The sequence below is a fragment of the Xanthomonas dyei genome (assembly GCF_002939865.1).
Lineage (GTDB): Bacteria > Pseudomonadota > Gammaproteobacteria > Xanthomonadales > Xanthomonadaceae > Xanthomonas > Xanthomonas dyei.
In genome coordinates, this window is the sequence record NZ_MDEE01000019.1 from 36,760 (window position 1) to 61,657 (window position 24,898).

Below are 24,898 nucleotides of genomic sequence, written 5' to 3' on the forward strand. Positions count from 1 at the left end.
GACCCCATGATCCGATTGCATCGTCTTGTTGCCCTGATCGGCGTGCTCGCCGCAGTCACTGCCTGCGTCAGTGCGCCGCCCGCGCCGCCGCCGACCCCGGTGGACCCGACCACGCCCACCCAACGGCTGTTGTTGATCGAACGAGAAGCCGGCGTCGACGACACCGAGTTGTCGGTGCAGCCGCTGCGCGACCCGCAGGTGGACGACCTGCGCGAGAGCGCCAAGGCCAAGCGCCAGGCCGGCGACCTGCCCGGTGCGGCGGCGGCGCTGGATCAGGCGCTGGGGCTGGTGTCCGGCGACCCGGCGATCCTGCAGGAACGTGCCGAAGTGGCCGTGTTGCAAGCCGATTGGCCGGCGGCCGAACGCTTTGCCAACCAGGCGGTGGAACTGGGCTCCAAGACCGGCCCGCTGTGCCGGCGCCATTGGGCCACCATCGAGCAATCGCGGCTGGCGCGTGGCGAAAAGGACAACGCCGCCTCGGCCAAGGCGCAGATCGCCGGCTGCACCGTGCCGGGCGTGAAACGGTACTGAGTGCGTGCCATACCGGTTGCGCTGCCAGCAGCGCGGCCGGTTCGGCTGGCTGTGTCATGCGCGATTGGGCGAGTAGTTTCGTAAGTGGGCCTCTTATAGGTCACTCGATAACAGCACCCTCCGCCTCGTCCGCAGCAGGTCTGGTGTTCGAGTGGTATGCGTTCGTGGTTGCGAGCCTTAGGCCGCTTCTGGATGATGTGTGACCACGCGCGTGGCATGGGCAATCTGCCTTGTTGTCTGCAAGTCGCCGATGCATGCCAACCAAGCCACTGGGTGACGAAGTTTGTATCGCCGATCGGGATGCAATCTGTGTCCGGATGGAGCAAGGCATCTGTAGCGACAAGAACGCAACAGCGCGTTGGACCGCACGGATGACGCAGCGATTACCGCGCGCCAACTGCATCCAAGGCGCCTGGGCCTCGCTGGCAATCGGCATCAGTCACGGATGGCACAGCGCAGCCGTAAAATCGATGCATCACCCTCTCACGTCCGCCGCAGTCGCCTTACCGCGATGAAGTGATTGCTGACTGCCGCAGACCCGATCCAGGCAGCATGACCGCGCACGCGCTAGGCTGTCGAGCTTCTTCTTCTTCGGCATCCGTCGGTCTCATGTCCCAACTTGCCACTGCCAGCATCGAGGCGCTCAGCGAGGGCGGGGCGCTTGCGCGTCAGCTCGATGCGTTTGCGCCGCGCGATGCGCAGTTGCGCCTGACCGGCGCCATCGCCGAGGCGTTCGAGCAGCGCGACGTGCTGCTGGCCGAGGCCGGCACCGGCACCGGCAAGACCTATGCGTATCTGGTGCCGGCATTGTTGTCCGGGCTCAAGACCATCGTCTCGACCGGCACACGCGCGCTGCAGGATCAGCTATTCCACCGCGATTTGCCGCGCGTGCGCGCCGCGCTAGGTGTCGGGCTGCGCAGTGCGCTGTTGAAAGGTCGCGCCAATTACCTGTGCAAATACCGCACCCAACAGGCGCGCGGCGAGCCGCGCTTCGCCACACCCGAACAGGTGTCGCAATTCCAGCGCATCGTGGCCTGGAGCGGACGCACCCAGTACGGCGACATGGCCGAGATGGACGCCTTGCCGGACGATTCGCCGCTGTTGCCGATGGTGACTTCCACCGTCGACAACTGCCTGGGCACCGAGTGCCCGTTCTACAGCGAGTGCTTTGTGGTGCAGGCACGCCAGCGTGCGCAGGCCGCCGATCTGGTGGTGGTCAATCACCATCTGCTGTTGGCCGACCTGGCGCTCAAGCAGGAAGGCTTCGGCGAGATCCTTCCAGGCGCGCAGGCCTTTGTCATCGACGAAGCGCACCAGCTGCCGGAGCTGGCAGCCAATTTCTTCGGCGAAAGTTTCGGCATGCGGCCGTGGCAGGAGCTGGCGCGCGATTGCATGGTCGAAGCGCGTCTGGTCGCCGGTGCGCAGGCCAGTCTGCAAGAGCCGATCCTCGCCCTGGACGAAGCCTTGCGCGGCTTGCGTGCCGGCATGGAAGGCCTGCCGCCGCGCGGCACGCAATGGCGTGCGCTGGCCAAACCGCAGGTGCGCGAAGGGTTCGATGCGGTGCTGTCGGCGCTGGCGCGGTTGGGCGAATCGCTGCTGCCGTTGCGCGAGGCCTCACCGGGATTCGATGGCTGCACCGCACGTGCGCAGGAAGCGCTGAACCGCTTGTCGCGCTGGCTGGGCGAAGACGTGCCGGTGGCGGATTTTGCCGAGGATATGCCGGAACAGGGCATCGACAACGATGTGCTCTGGTATGAGCTCAGCCCGCGCGGATTCCGCTGCCAGCGCACGCCGCTGGACGTGTCCGGGCCGCTGCGCGAGCACCGCGAAAAATCGCAGGCGGCCTGGGTATTCACCTCGGCCACGCTGGCGGTGGGCGGCGAGTTCGACCATATCGCGCTGCGATTGGGCTTGAACGACCCGGTGACCTTGCTGCAGCCCAGTCCCTTCGACTGGGAACGTCAGGCGTTGTGCTACCTGCCACCCAATCTGCCCGATCCGGCCGCGCGCGGTTTCGGTACCGCCTTGATCGCGGCGTTGACCCCGGTGCTGGACGCCTCCAACGGCCGCGCGTTCTTGTTGTTCGCCTCGCACCGCGCGCTGCGCGAAGCGGCCGACGCACTGCGTGGTGCGCCATGGCCGTTGTTCGTACAGGGCGAAGCGCCGCGCGCCACGCTGCTGCAGCGCTTTCGCGATTCCGGCAATGGCGTGCTGCTGGGGTCGGCCAGTTTCCGCGAGGGCGTGGACGTGGTCGGCGATGCATTGAGCGTGGTGGTGATCGACAAATTGCCGTTTGCCGCGCCCGACGACCCGGTGTTCGAAGCGCGCCTGGATGCGATCCGCCGCGAGGGCGGCAACCCGTTCCGCGACGAGCAGTTGCCGCAGGCGGTCATCGCGCTCAAGCAGGGCGTGGGACGGCTGATTCGCAGCGAGACCGACCGTGGCGTGCTGGTGCTGTGCGACCCGCGCTTGGTCAACAAGAGCTACGGACGCACTTTCATGAAGTCGCTGCCTCCGTTTGCACGCACGCGCGAGATTGCCGATGTGCGGGCGTTTTTTGGCGTCGCCGCGCCGCTGGGCGACAATGGCGTGCCGACGTTGCCGTTCGGCGACGGCTGATCTTTCTCCTTACTTTCTGTCGCGGTCCTGCCATGAACGTTCTCGCATTCGAAACCTCCACCGAAGCCTGTTCCGTCGCGCTGTCCGTGGACGGGCGCGTCATCGAGCGTTTCGAACTGGCGCCACGTCGCCATGCGGAACTGGCGTTGCCCTGGGCCGAGCAGTTGCTGGCCGAAGCCGGCATCACGCGGCGTCAGCTCGATGCGATTGCGGTCAGCCGTGGGCCCGGCGCGTTTACCGGCGTGCGCCTGGCCATCGGCATCGCGCAGGGCATTGCATTGGGTCTGGATCGACCGGTGCTGGCGGTCTCCACGCTGCAGGTACTGGCGCTGCGTGCGCCTGCCGATACCACGCATGTGCTGGCCTGCATCGATGCGCGCATGGGCGAGGTGTATGCCGGCGTCTTCGCGCGTCATGGCAATGGGTTTTTGGAACTGGCGCCGGAAGTGGTATGCACGCCCGATACGCTGGTCGTGCCCGAAACACTGCACCGCTTCGCCGGGGTGGGCACCGGGTTCGCTGCCGCCGATGGTCTGCTGCAGCGGCGTTTCGCAACGCAGTTGAGCAGCGTCGATGCCAGCGCCTTGCCGCACGCCGCCGACCTGCTCACGCTGGCGGTACCGGCGTTGCAGCGTGGCGAAGGCGTGGCGCCGGAACGCGTGGAACCGGCCTACCTGCGCGATAACGTCGCACTGACGCTGGTCGAGCAACAGGCCGCACGCGCAGCCAAGGCGGCTGCAGCCGCGCCATGACCCAAGGCGATCTCGAGCGCGCGCGGTTTCGCGGCTGTCTGCTGGGTCTGGCGGTTGGCGATGCGCTTGGCACCACACTGGAATTCTGCGCGCCCGGCAGCTTTACCCCGATCGACGACATGCGTGGCGGTGGCCCGTTCGCGCTGCGTGCCGGGCAATGGACCGACGACACCTCGATGGCCTTGTGCCTGGCGCACAGCCTGCTGTATCGGCACGGATTCGATGCCGCCGATCAGATGAATCGCTATTGCAATTGGTACCTGCACGGCTACCTCAGCAGCACCGGCAGCTGTTTCGACATCGGCGCCACCGTGCGGCAGGCGCTGGAGCGCTATCTCGATGGCGGCCCGGCCTTCAGCGGCAGCGAGGACCCGCGCACGGCCGGTAACGGCGCGTTGATGCGGCTGGCGCCGGTGGCGATGTATTACGCGCATCGCCTCGATGAATTGTGCGCGCGTGCTGCGGACAGTTCGCGCACCACGCATGCCGCCGCCGAAGCGCTGGATGCCTGCCAGCTGTTTGCGCTGCAATTACGCGCTGCGCTGCTCGGTGGCGATCGTAAGACCGTGCTGCAAACGCAGTGCGAGAGTTTGGTCACGCCGGCAGTGCGCGCATTGGTCACGCGCGACCACGCGGCGGTGCCCGCGGCGCAGATCCGCGGCACCGGCTATGTGGTCGATTCGCTGTCGGCCGCGCTTTGGTGTTTTGCCAGCACCGGGACGTTCGCCGATGCGGTGCTGCGCGCGGCCAACCTGGGCGACGATGCCGATACGACCGCAGCAATCTGCGGTCAGCTCGCGGGTGCGTTTTATGGCGTCGATGGCATCCCCGCCGCCTGGCGCGAGCGGGTGCAGGACGCGGACGAGATACTGGCATTGGCCGATCGCTTGCACGCCGCAGCGCAGCTTGCCTGATTCACGCCTTGGTGGGATGGGCTGACAGCTGCGGCAGACCGCGACCGGTTTGAAGGTTGAATGCGCGCGGCTCAGTCGACGCCGGGCGAGGTAGGCTTGCCGGCCTGCAGGCCGTGCAAGCGCGAAGAAGCAACACACCGGCATCGCGCCCGAATTGCAAACCATCGAATGACCCGGCACAGCTCGGTCGCGCCCCACCGCACCCTCAGCGATCGTCGTGCAGCTCGCCGCCGGGCAGGAACAGCCAGGTGCGGGTGACTTCCAGAATGTCCACGTCGTCCTTGGTCCTGGGCAGGGGCGGGAACGGCTGGGCCAACTGCACCACGCGCAGCGCGGCATCGTCCAGCGCCGGCACGCCGCTGGAGATCAGCACGCGGCTGCTTTCCACGCTGCCGTCGCGGCGTACGCCCACGCTGATGACCACCTTGCCGCCCAGCCGGCGCCGACGCGCCTCGTCCGGATAATTCAGGTTGCCCACGCGCTCGGCCCGATCCACCCAGGCGCGCAGATAGTTGGCGTAGGCGTATTCGCGGGTGCTGGCAGAGACGAACTTGCGGTTGGGACGCTTGGCGTATTGCTCCGAGCGCAGATGCACCTCGGCCGCAAGCCGGGCCATTTCCGCGTCGCGCTGCACGCGTTGCGCATCGGCCGGGGTGAGCGGGTCGGTCTGCGGATTGGGTTGCGGCGTCGGCACCGCCTGCTCGCCACGACGGCTGCTCACCACGCGGGTCTGGGTCGGCTCCGGGGCCTGCACACTGGTTGCGCGCTGGGCCTGCGGGGCGAGCCCGGTGCGGTCCTGAGGCACCACGCCGGGCTGGCTGTCGCGCGGGCGCTGGGCGGTGTCGTGGTTGCCGCCACCCTGCTGATTGGCCTGGGCCAGGAAGTCGGCCTGCTTGGGCGTCAACGGCGTGCTGGTCTGGCTGAAGATCACGTCCAGCGTCGGCACCAGCGGTGCGTCTTCACTGACCGTGAAGCCCACGCCCAGGATCAGCGCGGCGTGCAGCAACAACGAAATCACCAGCATCGCGCTCATGCGCTGGCGTTCGTCCATCGCTGCAGGCTGCGCCGCGGCCGTGCTCATTGCGCAGCGCCGGCCTCGATCGCGTCGAACAGCAGCCCGGCGATGTTCAGGCCGAACTGCGCATCCAGCTCGCGCACGCAGGTGGGGCTGGTGACGTTGACCTCGGTCAGGTAATCGCCGATCACGTCCAGGCCGACAAAGCGCATGCCGCGCCGGCGCATTTCCGGGCCCACCTGCGCAGCGATCCAGCGGTCGCGCTCGGACAGGGGCCGGCCTTCGCCCCGCCCGCCGGCGGCCAGGTTGCCGCGGAATTCATCGCCCTGCGGAATCCGCGCCAGGCAGTAGTCCACCGGCTCGCCATCCACCAGCAGGATGCGCTTGTCGCCGGCGGTGATGTCGGGGATGAAGCGCTGCGCCAGGGTCAGCTTGCGGTTGCCGTCGGTCAGCGTCTCCAGGATCACGTTGAGATTGGGGTCGCCGGTGCCGCTGCGGAAGATCGAACGCCCGCCCATGCCATCCAGCGGCTTGAGCACCGCCTGACCGTGTTCCAGCACGAAGGCCTTCAGCGCGGCCGCATCGCGGCTGACCAGGGTCGGCGGGCAGCACTGCGGGAACAGCAGCGCCGCCAGTTTCTCGTTGTAGTCGCGCAGACCCTGCGGGTCGTTGACGATCTGCGCGCCGGCGCGCTGCGCCACGCTCAACACCTGGGTGTCGTAGACGAACTCGGCATCCACCGGCGGGTCCTTGCGCATCAGCACCACCTGGCCGGGCCCGAACGTCAGTTCGGCGAACTCGCCCAGGGTGAACCAGCCGGCCTTGTCCTCACGCACGCTCAGTGGCGCGACCTGCGCCACCGCGCGGCCTTCGCGCAGGCTGAGCCCGCCCGGACGTACATAATGCAAACGATGACCACGGCGCTGGGCTTCCAGCAGCATGGCGAAGGTGGTGTCTTTGGCGATCTTGATGGAGGCGATGGGATCCATCACCACAACGACGTCGAGTGACATGGGGCTAAACCTTTCGAACAAGCTGCCGATGGTAACTTCAAGCGGTGGGCGATGGCGTGCCCGGCGGGTCGTAGTGCGCGACTTGCCGGTCCGGAGGCACCCAGACGCGGTCGGAACGTCCGCCTGGCGGGGCCCCGGCAATGCGCCCTTGACAGTCAATGCGGGTCTTGGGATATACATGCAGTTTCGTAGCGACGTCGGAAGGGATGAAGCGTTGCGCGTCCGGGGATATTTGCATGAGTGAAAACATTGCTGCGGGTGGGGAACTCGCAGGACTGAAGGTGATGGTGATCGATGATTCGAAGACCATTCGCCGCACCGCCGAAACGCTGCTGAAGCGGGAAGGTTGTGAAGTAGTGACAGCGACGGATGGTTTCGAGGCACTGGCCAAAATTGCGGACCAGCAACCTCAGATCATTTTTGTCGACATCATGATGCCGCGCCTGGATGGGTACCAGACGTGTGCGTTGATCAAGGGCAACCAGCTCTTCAAGTCGACGCCGGTGATCATGTTGTCTTCCAAGGATGGCCTGTTCGACAAGGCACGCGGCCGCATCGTCGGCTCCGAGCAATATCTGACCAAGCCATTCACCCGTGAAGAACTACTGAGCGCGATCCGCACGTACGTCCACGCCTGACCAGGGGGAAAGGCAACATGGCTCGAATTATATTGATCGAGGACTCGCCCACCGATCGGGCAGTCTTCAGTCAATGGCTGGAAAAAGCTGGCCATACGGTCGTCGCCACCGACAACGCCGAAGCGGGACTTGAGCTGATTCGCAGCCAGGCGCCCGATCTGGTGCTGATGGATGTGGTGCTGCCAGGTATGAGCGGCTTCCAGGCAACGCGTGCACTTGCACGCGACCAGGCCACCAAGGACATCCCCGTGCTGCTGGTCAGCACCAAGGGCATGGAAACCGACAAGGCATGGGGTTTGCGACAAGGTGCCAGCGACTACATCGTCAAGCCACCGCGCGAAGACGATCTGATCGCTCGCATCAAACAACTGGTGCGTTGATGCGCTCTCCATTCGATATTCTTGAAGACTACGAGCGTCGTAGTCTTGCGCACGCCACGCCGCTGCCGGAACGTCAGTTCTCGGTCGATATCTGGCGTGGCGTCGGTTATCGCGTCGGTACCCGGCGACTGGTGTCGGATTTCCGCGAGGTGGCGGAAATCGTGCCGATGCCGCCGGTGACGCCGGTGCCCGGCGGGCAGCCCTGGTTGCTGGGTGTGGGCAACCTGCGTGGCAACCTGTTTCCGGTGATCGACCTGAAGCAGTTCCTGGAGGGCCGTCGCACGGTGCTGCAGGAAGGCCAGCGTGTGCTGATCATGCGTCAGAGCGGCGGCGACGTCGCGCTGACCATCGATGAGCTGTACGGCCAGCGCAGCTTCGAACAGTCCCAGGCGGTCGAACCCGGCGAGTTGGCCCAGGGCCGCTACGCGCACTTCATCGATCGTGCCTTCCGCAACGAGACGCAGGACTGGGGTGTGTTCTCCCTGGCGTTGCTGTCGCGCACTCCTGAATTCCGGCAGGCCGCGGCCTAAGCCGCGACCCCGCCACGTCATACAGATCGAGGTCGAACCATGAGTACCGCCCCGGACGCCCGCAAGACCAACAAGCTCGGCAGCGTCAGCACCAGCTTCTGGCTTGGCTTGCTGGTGTTGTCGATGATCGTGTTTGGCGCCAATACCGGCGTCGCGACCTGGCAAGGCAGTCGTCTTGCCGGTGCCGGCACCGGCGCGGCCGACTTGCAGGTGCTCTCGCAGCAGCTGGCCAACTACGGCCGCGAAGCGGTGTCCGGCGATGCCAAGGCGTTTGCGGCCTTCAAGGAAACCAAGGGCCGCATCGACAGCACGGTGAGCGAACTGGATGGCCGCTACGGCCAGGAAGGCTCGGTAGCCAGTTCGATGGCGCAGCTCAAGGCGACCTGGGTGCCGCTCAGCAAGAACGCCGACCAGGTCATCGCCAGCGAACCGGCGGTGCTCGGTCTGGCCGGCAACGCCGAACGCTTTTCCGGCAGCGTGCCGCAGCTGCAGGCGCAGTTGAATGAGGTGGTGCGTGCGATGACGGTCAGCGGCGCACCCGCATCGCAGATCTACAACACGCTGCAGCAGGTCGTGGTTGCCGGCACCATGGCGCGCCGGGTCACTGAAATGCGCGCCGGTGGCGCCAATGCCGCTGCCTCGGGCGACGCGCTGGCGCGCGACTCGGTGGTGTTCACGCAGATGCTGGAAGGCCTGCGCGCAGGTAACGACGAACTCGGCATCGCCGCGGTGCGCAACCCGGCCGCGCTGTCGGCGCTGGAGCAATCGCAGGCGCAGTGGACGACGATGAAGAAGGACGTCGACGCCATCCTCGCCAGCTCGCGCAACCTGTTCGCTGCGCAGTCGTCGGCCGCGGCGCTGACCGCCGGCTCCAACAAGATGCTCGACGACAGCAAGAAGCTGTTCGATGCGTTTTCCGCGTTCGGTTCGGTGCGCGATACGCGCCTGTTTCCGAACTTCTGGCTCGGCGTGGTCTCCGGCCTGATCGCGTTGCTGGCCATCATCGGTTTCGTGTGGAGCTCGGTGCGCGTGCGGACCCGCGAGCAGGACGTGCGCTACCAGGCACAGGTGGAATTCAACAGCCGTAACCAGCAGGCGATTATGCGGTTGCTGGACGAAATCAGCTCGCTCGGTGAAGGCGATCTGACCGTCAAGGCCTCGGTGACCGAAGACATGACCGGCGCCATCGCAGACGCCATCAACTACGCCGTGGACGAGCTGCGCCACCTGGTGACCACCATCAACGACACCTCGGCCAAGGTGGCCGTGTCGACCCAGGAAACCCAGGCCACTGCGATGCAGCTGGCCGAAGCCGCCGGCCAGCAGGCCAACCAGATCACCACCGCGTCCGAGCGCATCAGCGAAATCGCTGCCAGCATCGAACAGGTGTCGCGCAACTCCACCGAGTCGGCCGAAGTGGCGCAGCGCTCGGTGGTCATCGCCGCCGAAGGTGCCGGGGTGGTGCGCGAGACGATTCAGGGCATGGACCAGATTCGCGACCAGATCCAGGAAACCTCCAAGCGCATCAAGCGCCTGGGCGAATCGACCCAGGAAATCGGCTCGATCGTGGAACTGATCAACGACATTTCCGAGCAGACCAACATCCTGGCGCTCAACGCCGCGGTGCAGGCAGCCTCGGCAGGCGAAGCCGGTCGCGGTTTCGCCGTGGTGGCCGACGAAGTGCAACGCCTGGCCGAACGCACCTCCGGTGCGACGCGCCGGATCGAAGCTCTGGTGCAGACCATTCAGGCCGATACCAACGAGGCGGTCAGTTCGATGGAGCAGACCACCTCCGAAGTGGTGTCCGGTGCACGCCTGGCCGAAGATGCCGGCACCGCGCTGACCGAAATCGAGCGCGTGTCCAACGCACTGAACAACTTGATTAAGAACATCTCCATCGCCGCACACCAGCAGTCGGCGGCGGCGACGGATATCACACAGACCATGGGCGTGATCCGTCAGATCACCAGCCAGACATCGCAGGGTGCGGAACAGACGGCCGAGTCGATCGGCAACCTGGCTCAGCTCGCTGCCGATCTGCGCCGTTCGGTCGCCGACTTCAAGCTGCCGGCGTGACCACGACGCGGAACGGGAAAGGATCAGCAGATGGCGCGTAGTCGCATTACGTCGATGCAGGAAGTGACCGGTGACCGCGCAAGCGGTGAGCCGGCCGTTGTCAGGGGGCTGCAATGAGTGCGCTTCGCGATGCGATGAGCCACGCCGCGCTGGGCTGGGTCAAGCCGGAGTTGGACGAAACGTTGCGCCAGGCGCGCAACGAGATCGAATACTTTGCCGAAGAACCGTCCGACACCAGTCGGATGCGTTTCTGCGCCGGTTACCTGCACCAGGTGCAGGGCACCTTGCGCATGGTCGAGCTGTACGCGCCGGCGATGGTGGCCGAAGAACTGGAGTTGCTCGCCAACGCGGTGCAGGCCGGTGAGGTCAGCGACCGCGACGAAGCCTGCGCCATGCTGATGCGCGGCACCGTGCTGCTGCCCGACTATCTGGAGCGTCTGCAGAACGGCCATCGCGATATTCCGATCGTGCTGCTGCCGTTGCTCAATGAAATCCGCGCCACCCGTGGCCAGCCGGGTCTCAACGAGAGCGTGCTGTTCGCGTTCGACCCGCAGGCCGGTGTTGCCACCGAAGCCGAGCTGGATCACGCACGCGGCAGCCTGTCCGGCCGCAACCGCGAACTGCTCGACACGGTCGGCAGTGCGGTCAAGGAAGAATTGCTGCGCGTGAAAGACGCGCTGGACCTGCACCTGCGCACCGGCGGCGACATCGCCGAGCTGCAGACCCAGGTCAAGGACCTCGGCAGTGTTGCCGACACCCTGGGCATGATGGGGCTGGGCGTGGCACGCAACGTCGTCGTGCAGCAGCGCGATGCGCTGGCGCGCGTGGTCGATGGCCAGGTGCAGATGGACGAAGGCGTGCTGCTGGATATCGCCGGCGCGCTGTTGTACGTGGATGCATCGCTGGACGATCAGGTCGCCAGCCTGGGCGCCGACATCGGCGACGGCAACGAGGCCGGCAACAGCGCCACCTCGGCGGAAGTGCGTCGCACGGTGGATGTGCTGGCGCAGGAAGCGATCGCCAACTTCGGTGCGGCGCGCGAACACTTCGTCGCCTTCATCGAAACCAATTGGGATCACGCGCGCCTGGCCGATGTACCGCATCTGCTGGGCGAAGTCGGCGGTGCCTTGCGCATCCTCGAACTGCCGCAGGCCGCCGATTACCTGGAAGGCGTGCGCCGTTATGTCGATCTGGAACTGATCGGCAAGCAGCGCGTGCCCAGCGGCCGCCAGCTGGATACGCTGGCCGACGCGATGGCCAGCCTGGAGTACTACCTGGAAGCTCTGCGCGAGCGCCGTCCCGGCCGCGAAGAGATTCTGGACATCACCCGCAACAGCCTGGAAACGCTGCGCTATTGGCCGCTGCCGTCGGGCCAGCCGTCCGAATTGCCGGTCGGTGCCGACCAGCCGGGCAGCGTGGCCGAGTCGCAGCCGGTCGCCGTGTCGCTTACCCAGCACGCCGGCACGCCGGAAGCGGCGGCCAACGATGCGGCGCCTGTCGCGTCGCTGGAATGGGCCAACGAAACCGTGGTCGAAACGCCGTTCGCGGCCAGCGTGGTGCACGACACCGGCGCTGCGGCCACCGATACGGTGTTCTCGTTCGACCCGGTGGCGGCGGAAGAAACCCTCTCCGGACAGGCGCACGTGCCGTTTACGGTTGCGCCGCTGGAGTTGTCCGACGACGGTGCGCAGGCGCCCGGCGATTGGCAGCTGCAAACCACCGAACAGGCCACACCAATCGCCGGCTCCGCGTTCGACCCGGTGTCGGCCGAGCAGGACAGCCATGCGCCGAGCGAGGCCGCAAAGGTCAGCTACACCGTAGATCTGAGCGCGCTGGAACAGGAGCAGGCCGCTGCGCCTGCAGTGGCCGAGACGACGCCGCTGCACATCGAGCAGATCGATCTGCCGGGCGATGCGGATCAGGTCGACGCGCCGCTGGACTTCATTGCAGAGAACGAAGCGCGCCGCGCGCAGGTCAGCATCGACGATGCGTTCTCGCCGCCGCCTGCTCCGCCGCAGGAACTGGACGATCCGTTCGTCGAGTCCGCGCCCGATGACGCACAGGATGCGCCGACCGACGCCACTGCCGAGCAGACCGCTGCGCGTGTGCAGCAGGCCACGGTCAGCGAGTTCGAACTGGACGATGCATCGGCTGCGTTCCTGGCACAGCTCGACGCGGCCGCGGCGCAATTCGATGTGGCGCATCCGCAGGATGCGTCGGCAGCGAGCGATGCAGCATCCGAGACCACGCCGGTGCAGGCAGCGAGCGAACCGGCGCCGGTCGTTGCCGCCGATGCCGGCATTTTTGGCGGCTTTGGCGACAGCGATATCGATGACGACATCCGCGATGTCTTCCTCGAAGAATTCGACGAAGAACTGGTCAACCTCGGGCAGTTGTTGCCAGCCTGGCGCGCCGCGCCCAATAGCCCGGACCATCTGCGCCCGATCCGCCGCGTCTTCCACACCCTGAAGGGCAGTGGGCGTCTGGTCGGTGCCCACGTGCTCGGCGAGTTCAGCTGGAAGATTGAGAGCATGCTCAACCGCGTGCTCGACAGTTCGCGCCCGGCCAGCCCCGCGGTCGTGGCGATGGTCGAGCTGGCCTACGAGGTGCTGCCGCAATTCAACGCAGCACTGCGCGACCAGGGCCGCATCAGTGCCGATCTGCCGGAAATCCAGGCAGTTGCCGAGCGGGTTGCCGCCGGCGAAGAGATCTATTACGTGCCCGCACCGGCAACACCGGTGGCAGTCGAAACTCCTGCGATTCCTGCGGTTGCCGGGGCGCTTGTCGCCGGTGGTGGCACGCCGGCATCGGTGGATAGCGTGCTGCGAGAGATCCTGGAGGCCGAGGTCGCCACGCATCTGGAAACGGTCAACGCCTGGTTGCAGGCCACCCAGGTCGAGCCGCAACTGGCAACCGAAGAGTTGTTGCGCGCTGTGCACACCATGAGTGGCGCGTTCGCGATGACCGATGTGCCGGAAATCACCTTGGTGACCACCCCGGCCGAGAGCTATGTCAAGCGTCTGCTGGCGGCGTCGCAAACGCCGTCGCAGGAAGGCATCGATGCGATCACCGCCACGGCCGCAGCGATCGCTATCACGGTCACCGCGCTACGCGCCGATGCGCCGCTGATTCCGTCGTTTGCGCCGTTGACCGAGCGCTTGCGCGCCTTGGTGGACACCCTTCCCGAAGCGCAGTGGCCGCCGCAGGCGTTCCTGGATGAGCTGGACGACCTCGACGCTGCCAGCGATGACGTTGCCGGCAGCGAAGCGGTCGAACTCACCGGCGTGGAAGATCTGTCGCAGTACCTGGACTCCAGCGCACTGCCGGCCGATACCGCCGCACCGACGCATCCGGTCGACCAGCCGCAAGACGCCGACGCGCACGCCGAAGCACCGCGTGCGGTGGACGAGCTGGCCGAGGCCGAAGAGTCGCTGCATGCGCCTGCCGCGACCGACGCGCACGACAGCTCGGTCGATGAGCCGGCGGTCGAAGCCGACGCCTGGGATGCCACCGAGCTGCAACACGCCGAGACAGCGGAAGCCGCGTCGCAGCCTGCAGACCACGCCGAAGCTGCAGCAACGGAAGCACACCTCGCATCCGATGCATCGCCGTCTGCGCACGACGCTGCAGACCAAGGCACGCACGCAGACGACAACGTTGCGGTAGATGAGCTGGCCGAGGCAGAAGCCACGCTGGGCGAAACGCAGACGCTTGCACCCGCGGCCGATACCGATACCGTCGCAGACGAAGCGACTGTCGAAACCATCGATGCATTGGAAGCAGTGCACGCCGATGCGCCGGTCGCCGACGAGGCGCCTGCCGCGATCGCCGAAGACTGGACGCCGGAAACTGCGGCGCTGGACAGCGTCTCGACCGATCAGGAGGGTCAGTACGTCGATCAGGGCCACGTCGACCACGTCGCTGCGTCGTCCGAACACGACACTGGCGCGCAGGATCAGCTCGCCGAGCACGGGGCCGACCAGGCCGCGGAGCACGCCGAGTCGGTGCAGGCGCACGACGCCGATGCACAGGCGAGCGAACAGGAACAGCACGCCGCGCACGCGGACGAGCACGCAGGGTCGCAAGACCATGCGGACGCCGAGCAGCTGGTGCATTCCGAAGTGCAGGCAGCGGACGACGCGCCGTCGCAGTCGCACGCGCAGGGCGAATCGAGCGAGCAGTTGGACGCGACCGAACCAGCGCAGCCTTACGAGCAATCGCACGACGACGCGGCGAATGCCGAGACTGCCGACGAAGCCGCGCAGGCGGATGTCGAACACGCTGAGGCAGCACAGGCAGAGGCCGAGCATGCCGAGACGCCGCACGCCGATGAGGCAGTGTCGGAGCAGACCATCGAGTCGGTGCAGGCGTTCGAAATGGCGCATGCGGCCGATCAGGTCGAAGAATCGGGCGATCCGCAGTCCGAGACCGCGCCCGAGTTGCAGGATCCGATCGCGACGACCGACGCCGATGCGCAGCATCACGATGCGACTGCAACGCACGATCGGCTTGAGCAGGCAGAGCACACCGACGCCGCTGAACTCGCGGCCGCCGAGCACGCAGCGACCGAGCACGAAGCTGCCGCAGCCGCGGCCTTCAGTGCACCGGTGGAAGACGCCGCGCCGGTCGAAACTGCAACCAACGAGGTAGGCGCCGCGTTCGATATCGGCCCGCTCAACTTCGATCAGCTCGATGGCGAACTGGTCGATATCTTTGTCGAAGAAGGCCGCGACCTGCTGGATCATTGCGATGGTCTGATCGCCCGCATGCGCGAAGTGCCGGAAGACCGCGATGTCCTCAACGGACTGCAGCGCGACCTGCACACGCTCAAGGGCGGCGCGCGCATGGCCGGCATCAACGCCATCGGCGACCTTGGCCATGCGATCGAATCGCTGCTCGAAGCGGTGGCGGCCAACCGCACCGACATCGACCGCGATGACGTGCGCTTGTTCGAGCGCGGCTTCGACCGCTTGCATCAGTTGCTGACCCGCACCGGCATGCACCGCGCGGTGTCGATGCCGACCGACCTGGTGGAAGCTTTCGAAACCCGTACCCGCGGCCGCAATGCCGCTCCGCCCAGCGACGCCGATGTCCGCGCGATCGCCAAGGCGTCGGTGGAACCGGCACCGTTGTCGGCGCCGATCCCGGTCGAAGGCCAGGTCGAAGAAGAACTGATGCCGCGCGCACAGCAGGAACAGGTGCGCGTGCGTGCCGACCTGCTGGACCGCCTGGTCAATCACGCCGGCGAAGTGGCGATTTACCGCTCGCGTCTGGAACAGCAGATGGGCGCCTTCCGCGGCGCCATGGGCGAACTGGACCGCACCAACGCCCGTTTGCGCGACCAGCTGCGGCGTCTGGACCTGGAAACCGAAGCGCAGATCGTGGCGCGTTATCAGCGCGAACAGGACCAGGGCGATCGCACCTTCGATCCGCTGGAACTGGACCGCTTCTCCACCCTGCAGCAGCTCAGCCGCGCGTTGAACGAATCGGCGGCCGACTTGGGCGGTTTGCAGGGCGTTCTGGAAGATCTCTCGCGTCAGTACGACGGCCTGCTGCAACAGCAGTCGCGCGTCAGCTCCGAACTGCAGGACGGTCTGATGCGTGCGCGCATGGTGCCGTTCGACGGTCTGGTGCCGCGTCTGCGCCGTGTGGTGCGCCAGGCGGCCACCGATACCGGCAAGCAGGTGCATCTGGTGCTGGAAGGCACCCAGGGCGAACTGGATCGCAACGTGCTCGATCGCATGGTCGCGCCGTTGGAACACATGCTGCGCAACTCGGTCGCGCATGGACTGGAAACGCCGGAACAGCGCCGCGACGCTGGCAAGCCGGAAGAAGGCAGCATCGCGATCCGGCTGCGCCGCGAAGGCTCGGAAATCGTGCTGGAAGTGGCCGACGACGGCGCCGGGCTGGACCGCGAGGCGATCCGTCGCCGCGGCGAGCAGCGCGGCCTGATCGAACCGGGCCAGGAGCTCAGCGAGGCCGAACTGGATGGCCTGATCTTCGCCTCCGGCTTCAGCACCTCCGAACAGGTCAGCCAGCTGTCCGGCCGTGGTGTGGGCATGGACGTGGTGCGCAACGAAGTGCGTCAGCTCGGCGGCTCGGTGGACATCCACTCGGTGCGCGGGCAGGGCGCCACCTTCACCCTGCGCCTGCCGCAGACGCTGGCGGTCACCCAGGCGGTGTTCGTGCGCATCGGCGAGACGACGTTCGCGGTGCCGGTGGGTTCGGTCAGCGGTATCGGCCGCATCTCGCGCACCCGTTACGAGTCGGGCGAGGGCGGTTACCACTACGCCGGCGAAGAGTACGTGCTGCACGATCTGGGCTCGCTGGTCGGCCAGCCGGTTGCGCGTGCCGATGGTCAGGCGCAGGTGCCGTTGCTGCTGGTGCGTGCGGGCGACCTGCGCGCGGCAGTGGCGATCGATCAGGTGCTGGGCAACCGCGAAATCGTGGTCAAGCCGGTGGGTCTGCAGATCGCGTCGGTGCCGGGTATCTACGGCGCCACCATCACCGGCGATGGCCGCGTGGTGGTGATCCTGGACGTGGCCCCGCTGGTCCGTCGTTACCTCAGCCAGCCGGCGCGTCCGACGCTGGAAACCCCGGCCGAAGCGCAGCGCCAGGTGCCGTTGGTGATGGTGGTCGACGACTCGCTGACCATGCGCAAGGTCACCAGCCGCGTGCTGGAACGCCACAACCTGGACGTCACCACCGCCCGCGACGGCGTCGAGGCTCTGGAACTGCTCGAAGAGCGCGTGCCCGACCTGATGTTGCTGGATATCGAAATGCCGCGCATGGACGGTTACGAGCTGGCCACCGCGATGCGTGCCGACCCACGCTTCAAGGCGGTGCCGATCGTGATGATCACCTCGCGCAGCGGCGAGAAGCATCGCCAGCGCGCCTTCGAGATCGGCGTGCAGCGCTACCTGGGCAAGCCTTACCAAGAGTTGGATCTGATGCGCAACGTGTATGACCTGCTGGGGATCGCTCGTGTCCGAGACTAATGGCGCAATGGGAACTCCGGTCGCCCTGCTGGGCCGGCCGGGTGAGGCGCGCGAGCGTCTGCGCGAAGCACTCGGCCTGGCCGGTGCGCAGGTCGTGCTGGAAGACGAACCGTCGGCGGTAGACGTGCAGATGTTGCGCGACGCCGAGCTGGTGGCGGTGCTGGTCGCGCTGGAACCGTCGATCGAAGACGCGCTGGAAGCGTTGGAGCCGGCCTTCAACATGCCTGGCGTGACGGTAATCTTCGACGAAGCCGAACTCACGGTGCGCCGCGAGGGCTGGGAAGCGCAGCGTTGGGTACGCCATCTGGCCGCCAAGCTGCACGGCCATGCCGATGTGTTGCCGCCGGGCACCGAAAGCGAACCCTCGCTGCAACCCGAGCCGGGCCTGACGCTCGCACCGCGCCAGCATTCGGACCTGCAACTCGATCAACATCTGGAAGCGGCCGCGCATGCCTTCGAAAGCATGCCGGGCGATGCCATGTTTATGCGCGCTGTCGATCACGCGCAGACGCCTGCCGCTGCCGATAAGCCGAGTACGACGCTGGGCGATTCCAGTACCTGGGGTCTGGTCGACGAGGTTGCCGTGGTGGTGCGCCCGCGTACCGAAGTGGACGTGGCAGCGCTGTCGACCGGCGGTTTGTCGCTGGTGGATCTGGAACACAGCGGCGAGGTGACCGGTGCGGTGCTGGTGATGGCCGGCATCGGTGGGCCGGATGCGATCCGCCGGCTGCTGGCGGCGCTGCCGCCTAACTTCCCGCGTGCGGTACTGGTGCGCATGACCCTCGATGGCGGCCAGTACGGCAACCTGGTGCGGCAGATGGGGCGCGTGTCTGCGTTGCCGGTCGAACTGGGCGAGCCGGGACAGGTCGTTTCGCCGGGCAAGGTCTACGTGTTGTCCGATGAAATTGGCGTGCAGCAACACGCAGGTGCGCTGGCCTTCGTGGCGCACAGCGATCCTGCGGCGCTGATCGCGGCGCTGCCGGCCACCGACAGTGCGGTGCTGATGCTCAGCGGCGCCAACGAGACGCTGGTGGATGCATCGCTGGCACTGGCCGAGCAGGGTGGCTGGTTGGCCGGTCAGTCTGCCGACGGCTGCTACGACCCGGCCGCTGCGGCGCGCCTGGCCCGACAAGGCATTTTGACCGGCGATCCCGCGCAATTGGCGCAGGCGTTGGCACAGCGTTGGCCGGCGTAAGCCGGGCGCTCCCTCTCAGATTCGGAATGGTGCGATGAGCTACGCCAACAATGACGAAATCCGCGGCGTCCTGATTCAGGCCGGCACCGAGCGTGTGCTGCTGCCGAACGCCACGGTGGCCGAGGTGATGTCGCGCGTGGCAGTCGAAGCGCTGCCGGACATGCCGCGCTGGGTGGTTGGGCGCATCGACTGGTACGGCTGGAAGGTGCCGTTGCTGTCGTTCGCACGCCTCAGCGGCTTGGGCGACGAACCTACGGCCGTCAACAACAAGGTGATCGTGTTGAAGGCGCTGGGCGGCAATCCCGCACTGCCGTACTTCGCCTTGCTCACTGCCTCGTTCCCGCAACTGATCTCGGTGCCGCGCGACGGCCTGCTGGCCGACGCCTCGGAAGACGCGCTGCCGGACGGCGTGCACATGCGCGTGTTGCTCGGTGAGCAGAGCGCGCTGCTGCCGAATCTGGATGCCATCGAGTCGCAGGTAGCGCAGGCGCTTGCCTCCGCTGCTGCCGCCTAGCGCAGCCGGCACAGCGACACCGCAGCCGTCGGACCGGCGTGTGCGGTGCTCTCCTTCGGCAGGGCGTGCGCGCAGAGTGCAGTCCCCGTGTGATCTCCAGATCCAAGCGGGACATGCACGCAGCGTGTGGATCGCCGCGCTTGAAACGACTGGAATCCAGGCGATGCGTCTGCGGTCACGCGCATGCGTGAGCGCGGCGGGTGGACGGTTCGGCGTCAGCGTTGTGGCTTTCGCATCGCGCTGCGCAGCTGGCGCTGATCGATACGATGCGCGATATCGCGATTGTAGAGTGACGTCATGAGCCTGCCCGCCTTTAAGCCCGTGTGCCATGCGGACGCTGTGGTGTTGTCCGATCTGGCCAACGCCGACCCCGCCGCAGTGGCCGCCTATCACACGCGCAACCGCGGCCATCTGATCGAGGCGATGCCGCTGCGGCCGCCTGCGTTCTACACCGTCGAAGGCTGGCGCCGGTTGTGCATCGCCTACCGCGCGTCGGTGCCCGGTGAGCGCGAACTGCAACTGGTGCTGTGTGCCGGGCAAGACGTGATCGGCACGGTGGGCTTCACCCAGATTCAGCGCGGCGCGTTTCAGGGCTGTCATCTCGGCTACGGGCTGGATGCGTCCCATCAGGGGCGCGGGTTGATGCAGTGGGCCGCCACGCAGGGCATCGCGTTCGTGTTCGGGCCGCTCGGGTTGCATCGGGTCATGGCGCAATACGTGCCGGAGAATGTGCGCAGCGCGCAGGTGCTGGCGCGGCTGGGCTTCCAGATCGAGGGCCGCGCGCGACGCTATCTGCAGTTGAACGGCGTCTGGCGCGATCATGTGCTGACCAGCCTGTTGCGCGAGGATACGGAGTTTGGCGCGGAGTGAGGCGCGCCGCGTTCTGCTGGCGATAGCGGATGCTGGCGATAGTGCGGCATCGACCGGCGCGACCGGTGGTCGTAGTCGACATGGACCACCTTGACACTCCGATTCCTGTGCGCCGTCCATAGCCGCCTGACGTCTGTTCGCTACGTTTTGTTGGCTGCACTCACTTCGGTTGCGTTGGGCTCACCGTTTCGACGCGCACGCGGTCGGTTGGCAGGCGTGGGTCGCGGGCGATGTCCAGCTGCGCCGGTACATTGCGCTGGCTGTATGCCTTGCGCAGTCGATCTAGCCATTGCCGAAACGCGCCCGCCTCGGGATCTGCCACCCAGATGCGCAACTGCACCGGCCCCTGTTGTCCAGCAGGCAGAGCGTGGTCGAGCCACGCATCCGGTGAGGTCGTCAACGCAAGCAAGTGCACCGGCGTGGAGGATCTTGCGGCATCGTCTGCGGCGCTGGCTTGCGGAGCAGCCACTGTCGATACCGGCCCGGGAGCCTGCGCTGCGGTGTGTTGTTGCACGCGTTGTTGCGTGGCAGCGTCTTTCTGCAATGGTGCGCGTTTGATCGAGGCGCGCGACAGTTGCGCATCCTGAGGCGCCCGGGAGACCACTGCAGCGGCTGGCGTGGAGTGCGCAGGGTTCCCCGTGTCCAATTGCCCGAATGGCTGCATGTCGTTTGCCGGTGTCGCAGCGGCAAACGCAGGCGCAGCTGCCGGCTTCGGTTTGCTGCGTACGCTTGCCTGCGCGGCAATGGCGGTATCCGGCACAGTGGCGTTGCGATTTGCGGACGAAGACGGCATCTCGGCGACTGATGCGCTGACGGACGGCGCAACCGGTGCAGGTAGCGCCGGCAGCGCGAGGTCGGCGGCAGGTGCTGCTGCGATTGGCGCGGGTTCGGAAGGTGCTGCGGGCGGCGCCGGGGGAGCCGGAACGACAACCAACGACTCCACAGGTTGCGCGGGCGCGGGCATCGACGGTGGCGCAAACACTGGCGGCGGCGGGGCAGAAGCGGGTTGACGCATGCGTTCTTCGACCGTGCCATCAGAATCTGTTGACGTTGACGTTGACGTTGACGTTGACGTTGATGCGGGCGCGGGCGCGGGCGCGGGCTGCGGGATCTGAGGCAGCGGTGTCTGATTGTCCGGGGCCGATCTTGTTAGCTTTTCTGCGTCCGCCTGGGCTCGATCGGCTGGCACAGCCGCAGCCGGCGCAGCCTGCATCGATGTCGTCGGCGGCTCGGTCGCCTGCCATTGCAGGCCGACGCCGACCGCCAGGGTGACCGAGGCCGCCAGTGCCAATGCCGGCATCCAGCGCTGGCGACGTGCGCGACGCGCGACAGGGGGATGCGCACGCGTTGCATCGTTTGCTTGCGCTGCATCGCCGGTCTGCGCGGTGATCGGTGGCGTCGCTGCTACCAGCACCGGAGCCGGCGACGTATCACCTGGTGCAACGCTGGAGGACGAGCGACTCGCCGTCGGCGTCGCCTCCACTGGCGCAGTGCCATCACCCACAGGCGCTCCGGCGCCATCGTTCTCCCGCAACGCAGGCGCGCCTGTGCTCGGGACCGGCAGCTCCTGCTGCAACCAGGCACGCGTGCTGTCGTGTATCGGCGCACCCAGTGCCTGCGCCGCGTCGTCGCCGTCTGCCAGTCGTGCGTGGATGGCGGCGCGCTGTGCGGCCTGCGCTTGCTCCGCCTGCGCGGCAGCGGCAGCGAAGATGGCGCCCATCGTTGCTGGTGGTTCGAACTGTAAGATGTCTGCTGCGTCTGCCGATGTTGTCTGCGCCGATCCAGGCGCAGCGCTATTGCGTGTGCTGTCGGCCTGCGCAGCGGCCTGCGCAAACCACGCTTGCATGCGGTCGGGCGACGCGTAGGCCGGCAATGCACGTAGCAACGCGGCTAGGCCATCTTCGCCAGCAATAAAGCGCTCGAATAGTGTGCTCACTGCGCGGCGTCCAGGCTCAGGCGCAACTTGGCAAATGCATAACGCAGCCGGCTTTTGACGGTCTCGAAACCCTCGCCGATCACCTGTGCGATGTCTTCGATGGCCAAACCTGAGAAGAACCGCAGCACTACCACTTCGCGTTGCGCATCGGGCAAGGCCATCACCGCGCTGCGCACCCGATGTTGCTGCTGGCCCAGCATTGCCAGCTGCTCGGTGGACAGGTCGTCGTCGGGCAGGTGCAGGTGGGTGTCGTCCAATGGCACCGAGGTGGCGACGTAAGCGCTACGGCGGGTGTCGATCCACGCATTGCGCGCGATCTGGAATAGAAAACTGCTGAAGGCGGCTTGCTCGGGGCGGTAGTCGCTGCAGCGGGTCATCAGCTTGAGCCAGGTCTTCTGTGCCAGGTCTTCGGCCTCGCTGACATTGCCCTCGCACTGCCATGCCAGAAAATTGAACAAGGCGCGGTTATGCCGCTTGAACAGCTCGGTGGCCGGCTGTTCGACAAAGCCATTGGCGACGAGGAGCATGAGCTCCTCGTCGGGGAGATGCGCAAGATCGGCAGGATGCATGCGCGCAGTATAGGCAACCGCTGCGCGCATCAGTCGGTGGTGGCCACCGGCCGGCTGCTCAGCGCTTCGGCCTGCTGCACCATGCGCAGGAAGTCGGCGCGGTAGCCGAAGCGGTCCTTGCCGATGCTGCCTGCTGCCAAGGCGCGCAGCTGCGGATAATCCCAACCGTGCAATTGGTTGCCGCCGCGCAGACGTTGGCCGAAACCAGCGACCGCTGCCGCAAACCGGAACGCGTCGCTCGAGGCGTTCAGTGCAACCTGCTGGTCGCTGCGGATGACGGTGTCCAGCAGGCGGCTGCGCTGCGCGTCCGGCAATTTGTAGCGCAGCTTGAGATGGGCAAGCTCGTTGCCGTTGTCTGCGGCCGGGCGTTTGGCTTTAGTGGCATAACGTAGCGGGTCGACCGAGGCTTCACCGCGTGCGGGGGTGATTTCATACAGCGCGGTGACGCTGTGGCCTGCGCCGATGTCGCCAGCGTCGACCTGGTCGTTGTTGAAATCTTCGCGGCGCAGTGCGCGGTTTTCATAGCCGATCAGGCGGTATTCCTGCACGGTGGCCGGATTGAACTCGACCTGGATCTTGACGTCGCGCGCGATGGTTTCCAGCGTGGCGCCCAGCTCGTGAGTCAACACCTTGCGCGCTTCCAGCGGCGAATCGATGTAGGCGTAGGCACCGTCGCCGGCGTCGGCCAATTGCTCCATCAAGGTGTCGTTGTAGTTGCCGGTGCCAAAGCCGAGCGTGGACAACGCCACACCGGAACGGCGCTTTTCGGCGACCATGCCCTTGAGCGTATCGAAGTCGGTGACGCCCACATTGAAGTCGCCATCGGTGGCCAGCAGGATGCGGTTGATGCCGCCACGCAGATAGCTCTGCTGCGCGGCCTTGTACGCCAGCTCGATGCCGCTGGCGCCGGCCGTGCCGCCGCCCGATTGCAGGCTGTCGATGGCTTCGACGATGCGCGCTTGCTGATTGCCGGATGTCGGCGGCAACACCACGGCGGTGTTGCCGGCGTAGGTCACCAAGGTGATGCGGTCCTGCGCGCGCAGCTGCCGTGTCAGCAGCTTGAGCGAGGACTGCAACAGCGGCAGCTTGTCGGGTGCGTCCATCGAGCCGGAGACATCGACCAGGAACACCAGGTTGGCTGCCGGCATGGCAGACGCTGCGACATCGCGCCCGGTAATGCCGATGCGCAACAGCACGCTGCTCTTGTTCCAGGGTGTGGGCGCCAGTTCGGTACGCACGGCAAACGGTTGGCTGTCGCGGGGTGTGGGGTCGTCGTAACGGAAGTAGTTGATCATCTCTTCCACGCGCACTGCATCGACCGGCGGCAGGCTGCCACTGGTGAGATAGCGCCGCACATTGCTGTAGCTGCCGGTGTCGACATCGATGCTGAAGGTAGACACCGGATTGTCTGCGGCCTGCACGACCGGGTTGTCGTTGAGGGTCTGGTAGGTTTCGCGATTCTCGGCCGGTGTCATCGACGCAATCGGCGCTACGGGCATGGACCGATCGGGCAGCGCGCGCTTGGCCATCAGCGTGGCCGCAGGTGCTTGCCGCGCAAGTGCGCCATTGGCACTCTGCGGCGCCGCGGGTGCTGGCGGGCTGGGCGCATAGACCATGTCAGCCGGGCTTGGTTGTATCGGTGCAGGATCCGCGAGCACGGGTGGGCGCGCGGGTTGGGGTTCGGCTGCGGGCGTATACGCGATCTCGGCGGTGTCCGGTGGCGATGTCATTGGGTCGGGAAAGGGCGATGCCGGCGGGTCGCCAACGACGGGTGCGATGGGTTCGTGCGAGCAGGCGCTCAGCAGCAGGGCGAGCGCGAGAAGGCTGTGACGTGGCATGGGAATCCTTTGCGTGGCGATGACGAAGTGGGTAACAACCAGACGGCCCGAGGTCGCCGTGCACTGCGCCTCTGTAGGTAAAACGGGCCAGCGCGGGAAATGGGGTTAACTGGAGAAAGATTTTTTCGCGGTGGGTTTGCAGTTGGGTTCGGCGGTGGTTGGTGCTGCTGCGTGGTGGCTGCCGCCTGCGGGCATCTCGTCCGCTCACCGCAATCGGCTTGCCGTGGGCAAGCAGAACGCCTTTGCAGGACTGCCGGGAGGTGTGCAGGACTTCCTCAGGCCCGCTGCTCTGTCTGATGGACGTTGGCGTGGGCATCGGCCAGAACGCTCAGCAACTGCAGCGATACCAGCCAGAGAGGGAGTGGCTAACACAACCACTTCGCTCATCACCAGGCGGGCACGACCGGTGCCCGGTGCGGCATGCCACTCGTCCACTCCGGCTCGGAGCGCGCCATCCACGCCTACCTGACGACCACTCGCTGCTTTTGGCCAGCCGCGCCAAGCCAGTCG

General features: G+C 66.5%; 17 protein-coding genes and 2 other RNA genes. 14 read left to right on the forward strand and 5 right to left on the reverse strand.

The features are described from left to right. The first annotated feature begins 6 nt into the window (after positions 1-6). The 4 genes from XdyCFBP7245_RS13545 to XdyCFBP7245_RS13560 all read left to right on the forward strand — a co-directional run bounded on the left by XdyCFBP7245_RS13545 (position 7) and on the right by XdyCFBP7245_RS13560 (position 4,816). The gene (locus tag XdyCFBP7245_RS13545) at positions 7-531 is read left to right on the forward strand and encodes a tetratricopeptide repeat protein (protein ID WP_104616118.1); all 525 of its coding nucleotides are present in this window, start codon (positions 7-9) and stop codon (positions 529-531) included. A gap of 609 nt (positions 532-1,140) precedes the next feature. Beyond that, positions 1,141-3,150 (forward strand): DNA repair helicase YoaA, encoded by a 2,010-nt coding sequence (gene yoaA / locus XdyCFBP7245_RS13550; RefSeq protein ID WP_104616119.1) that lies wholly within the window; start codon positions 1,141-1,143, stop codon positions 3,148-3,150. A gap of 32 nt (positions 3,151-3,182) precedes the next feature. Further along, positions 3,183-3,902 (forward strand): tRNA (adenosine(37)-N6)-threonylcarbamoyltransferase complex dimerization subunit type 1 TsaB, encoded by a 720-nt coding sequence (gene tsaB / locus XdyCFBP7245_RS13555; RefSeq protein ID WP_104616120.1) that lies wholly within the window; start codon positions 3,183-3,185, stop codon positions 3,900-3,902. Continuing rightward, positions 3,899-4,816: an ADP-ribosylglycohydrolase family protein gene (locus tag XdyCFBP7245_RS13560; protein ID WP_104616121.1), complete on the forward strand. Its 918-nt coding sequence runs from the start codon at positions 3,899-3,901 to the stop codon at positions 4,814-4,816. The genes tsaB and XdyCFBP7245_RS13560 overlap by 4 nt, the downstream gene beginning before the upstream one ends. A gap of 205 nt (positions 4,817-5,021) precedes the next feature. Here the strand turns inward: XdyCFBP7245_RS13560 and XdyCFBP7245_RS13565 are convergent, their stop codons facing one another. Further along, positions 5,022-5,897, reverse strand: a complete 876-nt coding sequence (locus XdyCFBP7245_RS13565; protein WP_104616122.1) for an energy transducer TonB family protein — start codon at positions 5,895-5,897, stop codon at positions 5,022-5,024. Beyond that, positions 5,894-6,844: a glutathione synthase gene (gshB, locus tag XdyCFBP7245_RS13570; RefSeq protein ID WP_104616123.1), complete on the reverse strand. Its 951-nt coding sequence runs from the start codon at positions 6,842-6,844 to the stop codon at positions 5,894-5,896. Before gshB ends, XdyCFBP7245_RS13565 begins: the two co-directional genes overlap by 4 nt. Before the next feature lie 236 nt (positions 6,845-7,080). On the opposite strand from gshB, the gene pilG reads away from it, so the two are divergent. The 9 genes from pilG to XdyCFBP7245_RS13615 all read left to right on the forward strand — a co-directional run bounded on the left by pilG (position 7,081) and on the right by XdyCFBP7245_RS13615 (position 20,201). Beyond that, a complete protein-coding gene (pilG, locus tag XdyCFBP7245_RS13575) occupies positions 7,081-7,482 on the forward strand; it encodes a twitching motility response regulator PilG (RefSeq protein WP_005913706.1) in 402 nt (133 codons plus the stop codon). 17 nt (positions 7,483-7,499) lie between these two features. Further along, the gene (locus XdyCFBP7245_RS13580) at positions 7,500-7,862 is read left to right on the forward strand and encodes a response regulator (protein WP_006450735.1); all 363 of its coding nucleotides are present in this window, start codon (positions 7,500-7,502) and stop codon (positions 7,860-7,862) included. Continuing rightward, positions 7,862-8,392: a chemotaxis protein CheW gene (locus XdyCFBP7245_RS13585; RefSeq protein WP_046962985.1), complete on the forward strand. Its 531-nt coding sequence runs from the start codon at positions 7,862-7,864 to the stop codon at positions 8,390-8,392. The genes XdyCFBP7245_RS13580 and XdyCFBP7245_RS13585 overlap by 1 nt, the downstream gene beginning before the upstream one ends. Before the next feature lie 39 nt (positions 8,393-8,431). Further along, positions 8,432-10,468, forward strand: a complete 2,037-nt coding sequence (locus XdyCFBP7245_RS13590; protein WP_104616124.1) for a methyl-accepting chemotaxis protein — start codon at positions 8,432-8,434, stop codon at positions 10,466-10,468. A 113-nt stretch (positions 10,469-10,581) separates the two neighbouring features. Then, entirely contained in the window at positions 10,582-17,466 is a 6,885-nt protein-coding gene (locus XdyCFBP7245_RS13595; protein ID WP_104616125.1) for an Hpt domain-containing protein, read from the forward strand. A gap of 7 nt (positions 17,467-17,473) precedes the next feature. Beyond that, a complete protein-coding gene (locus XdyCFBP7245_RS13600; RefSeq protein WP_104616126.1) occupies positions 17,474-18,661 on the forward strand; it encodes a chemotaxis protein CheB in 1,188 nt (395 codons plus the stop codon). A gap of 34 nt (positions 18,662-18,695) precedes the next feature. Next, positions 18,696-19,175: a chemotaxis protein CheW gene (locus XdyCFBP7245_RS13605; protein WP_104616127.1), complete on the forward strand. Its 480-nt coding sequence runs from the start codon at positions 18,696-18,698 to the stop codon at positions 19,173-19,175. A 297-nt stretch (positions 19,176-19,472) separates the two neighbouring features. Continuing rightward, positions 19,473-20,045: a GNAT family N-acetyltransferase gene (locus XdyCFBP7245_RS13610; protein WP_104616128.1), complete on the forward strand. Its 573-nt coding sequence runs from the start codon at positions 19,473-19,475 to the stop codon at positions 20,043-20,045. An 80-nt stretch (positions 20,046-20,125) separates the two neighbouring features. Beyond that, positions 20,126-20,201: non-coding RNA, sX9 sRNA (locus XdyCFBP7245_RS13615), on the forward strand. 4 nt (positions 20,202-20,205) lie between these two features. Here XdyCFBP7245_RS13615 and XdyCFBP7245_RS13620 read toward each other — a convergent pair. The 3 genes from XdyCFBP7245_RS13620 to XdyCFBP7245_RS13630 form a co-directional block, all read right to left on the reverse strand. After that, on the reverse strand, positions 20,206-20,838 hold the full coding sequence (locus XdyCFBP7245_RS13620) for a hypothetical protein (protein WP_104616129.1): 633 nt from the start codon (positions 20,836-20,838) through the stop codon (positions 20,206-20,208). A 1,139-nt stretch (positions 20,839-21,977) separates the two neighbouring features. Continuing rightward, a complete protein-coding gene (locus XdyCFBP7245_RS13625) occupies positions 21,978-22,550 on the reverse strand; it encodes a sigma-70 family RNA polymerase sigma factor (protein WP_104616151.1) in 573 nt (190 codons plus the stop codon). 29 nt (positions 22,551-22,579) lie between these two features. Next, the gene (locus tag XdyCFBP7245_RS13630) at positions 22,580-24,079 is read right to left on the reverse strand and encodes a vWA domain-containing protein (protein ID WP_372469593.1); all 1,500 of its coding nucleotides are present in this window, start codon (positions 24,077-24,079) and stop codon (positions 22,580-22,582) included. 729 nt (positions 24,080-24,808) lie between these two features. Between XdyCFBP7245_RS13630 and XdyCFBP7245_RS13635 the strand changes: the two genes are divergently transcribed. Further along, positions 24,809-24,883: non-coding RNA, sX9 sRNA (locus XdyCFBP7245_RS13635), on the forward strand. Positions 24,884-24,898 lie beyond the last annotated feature (15 nt).

Coding starts and splice junctions, on each gene's coding strand:
- XdyCFBP7245_RS13545 (WP_104616118.1), top strand. CDS start 7: ATGATCCGATTGCATCGTCTTGTTGCCCTGATCGGCGTGCTCGCCGCA.
- yoaA (WP_104616119.1), top strand. CDS start 1,141: ATGTCCCAACTTGCCACTGCCAGCATCGAGGCGCTCAGCGAGGGCGGG.
- tsaB (WP_104616120.1), top strand. CDS start 3,183: ATGAACGTTCTCGCATTCGAAACCTCCACCGAAGCCTGTTCCGTCGCG.
- XdyCFBP7245_RS13560 (WP_104616121.1), top strand. CDS start 3,899: ATGACCCAAGGCGATCTCGAGCGCGCGCGGTTTCGCGGCTGTCTGCTG.
- XdyCFBP7245_RS13565 (WP_104616122.1), bottom strand. CDS start 5,897: ATGAGCACGGCCGCGGCGCAGCCTGCAGCGATGGACGAACGCCAGCGC.
- gshB (WP_104616123.1), bottom strand. CDS start 6,844: ATGTCACTCGACGTCGTTGTGGTGATGGATCCCATCGCCTCCATCAAG.
- pilG (WP_005913706.1), top strand. CDS start 7,081: ATGAGTGAAAACATTGCTGCGGGTGGGGAACTCGCAGGACTGAAGGTG.
- XdyCFBP7245_RS13580 (WP_006450735.1), top strand. CDS start 7,500: ATGGCTCGAATTATATTGATCGAGGACTCGCCCACCGATCGGGCAGTC.
- XdyCFBP7245_RS13585 (WP_046962985.1), top strand. CDS start 7,862: ATGCGCTCTCCATTCGATATTCTTGAAGACTACGAGCGTCGTAGTCTT.
- XdyCFBP7245_RS13590 (WP_104616124.1), top strand. CDS start 8,432: ATGAGTACCGCCCCGGACGCCCGCAAGACCAACAAGCTCGGCAGCGTC.
- XdyCFBP7245_RS13595 (WP_104616125.1), top strand. CDS start 10,582: ATGAGTGCGCTTCGCGATGCGATGAGCCACGCCGCGCTGGGCTGGGTC.
- XdyCFBP7245_RS13600 (WP_104616126.1), top strand. CDS start 17,474: ATGGGAACTCCGGTCGCCCTGCTGGGCCGGCCGGGTGAGGCGCGCGAG.
- XdyCFBP7245_RS13605 (WP_104616127.1), top strand. CDS start 18,696: ATGAGCTACGCCAACAATGACGAAATCCGCGGCGTCCTGATTCAGGCC.
- XdyCFBP7245_RS13610 (WP_104616128.1), top strand. CDS start 19,473: ATGAGCCTGCCCGCCTTTAAGCCCGTGTGCCATGCGGACGCTGTGGTG.
- XdyCFBP7245_RS13620 (WP_104616129.1), bottom strand. CDS start 20,838: ATGCCGTCTTCGTCCGCAAATCGCAACGCCACTGTGCCGGATACCGCC.
- XdyCFBP7245_RS13625 (WP_104616151.1), bottom strand. CDS start 22,550: ATGCATCCTGCCGATCTTGCGCATCTCCCCGACGAGGAGCTCATGCTC.
- XdyCFBP7245_RS13630 (WP_372469593.1), bottom strand. CDS start 24,079: ATGGCCAAGCGCGCGCTGCCCGATCGGTCCATGCCCGTAGCGCCGATT.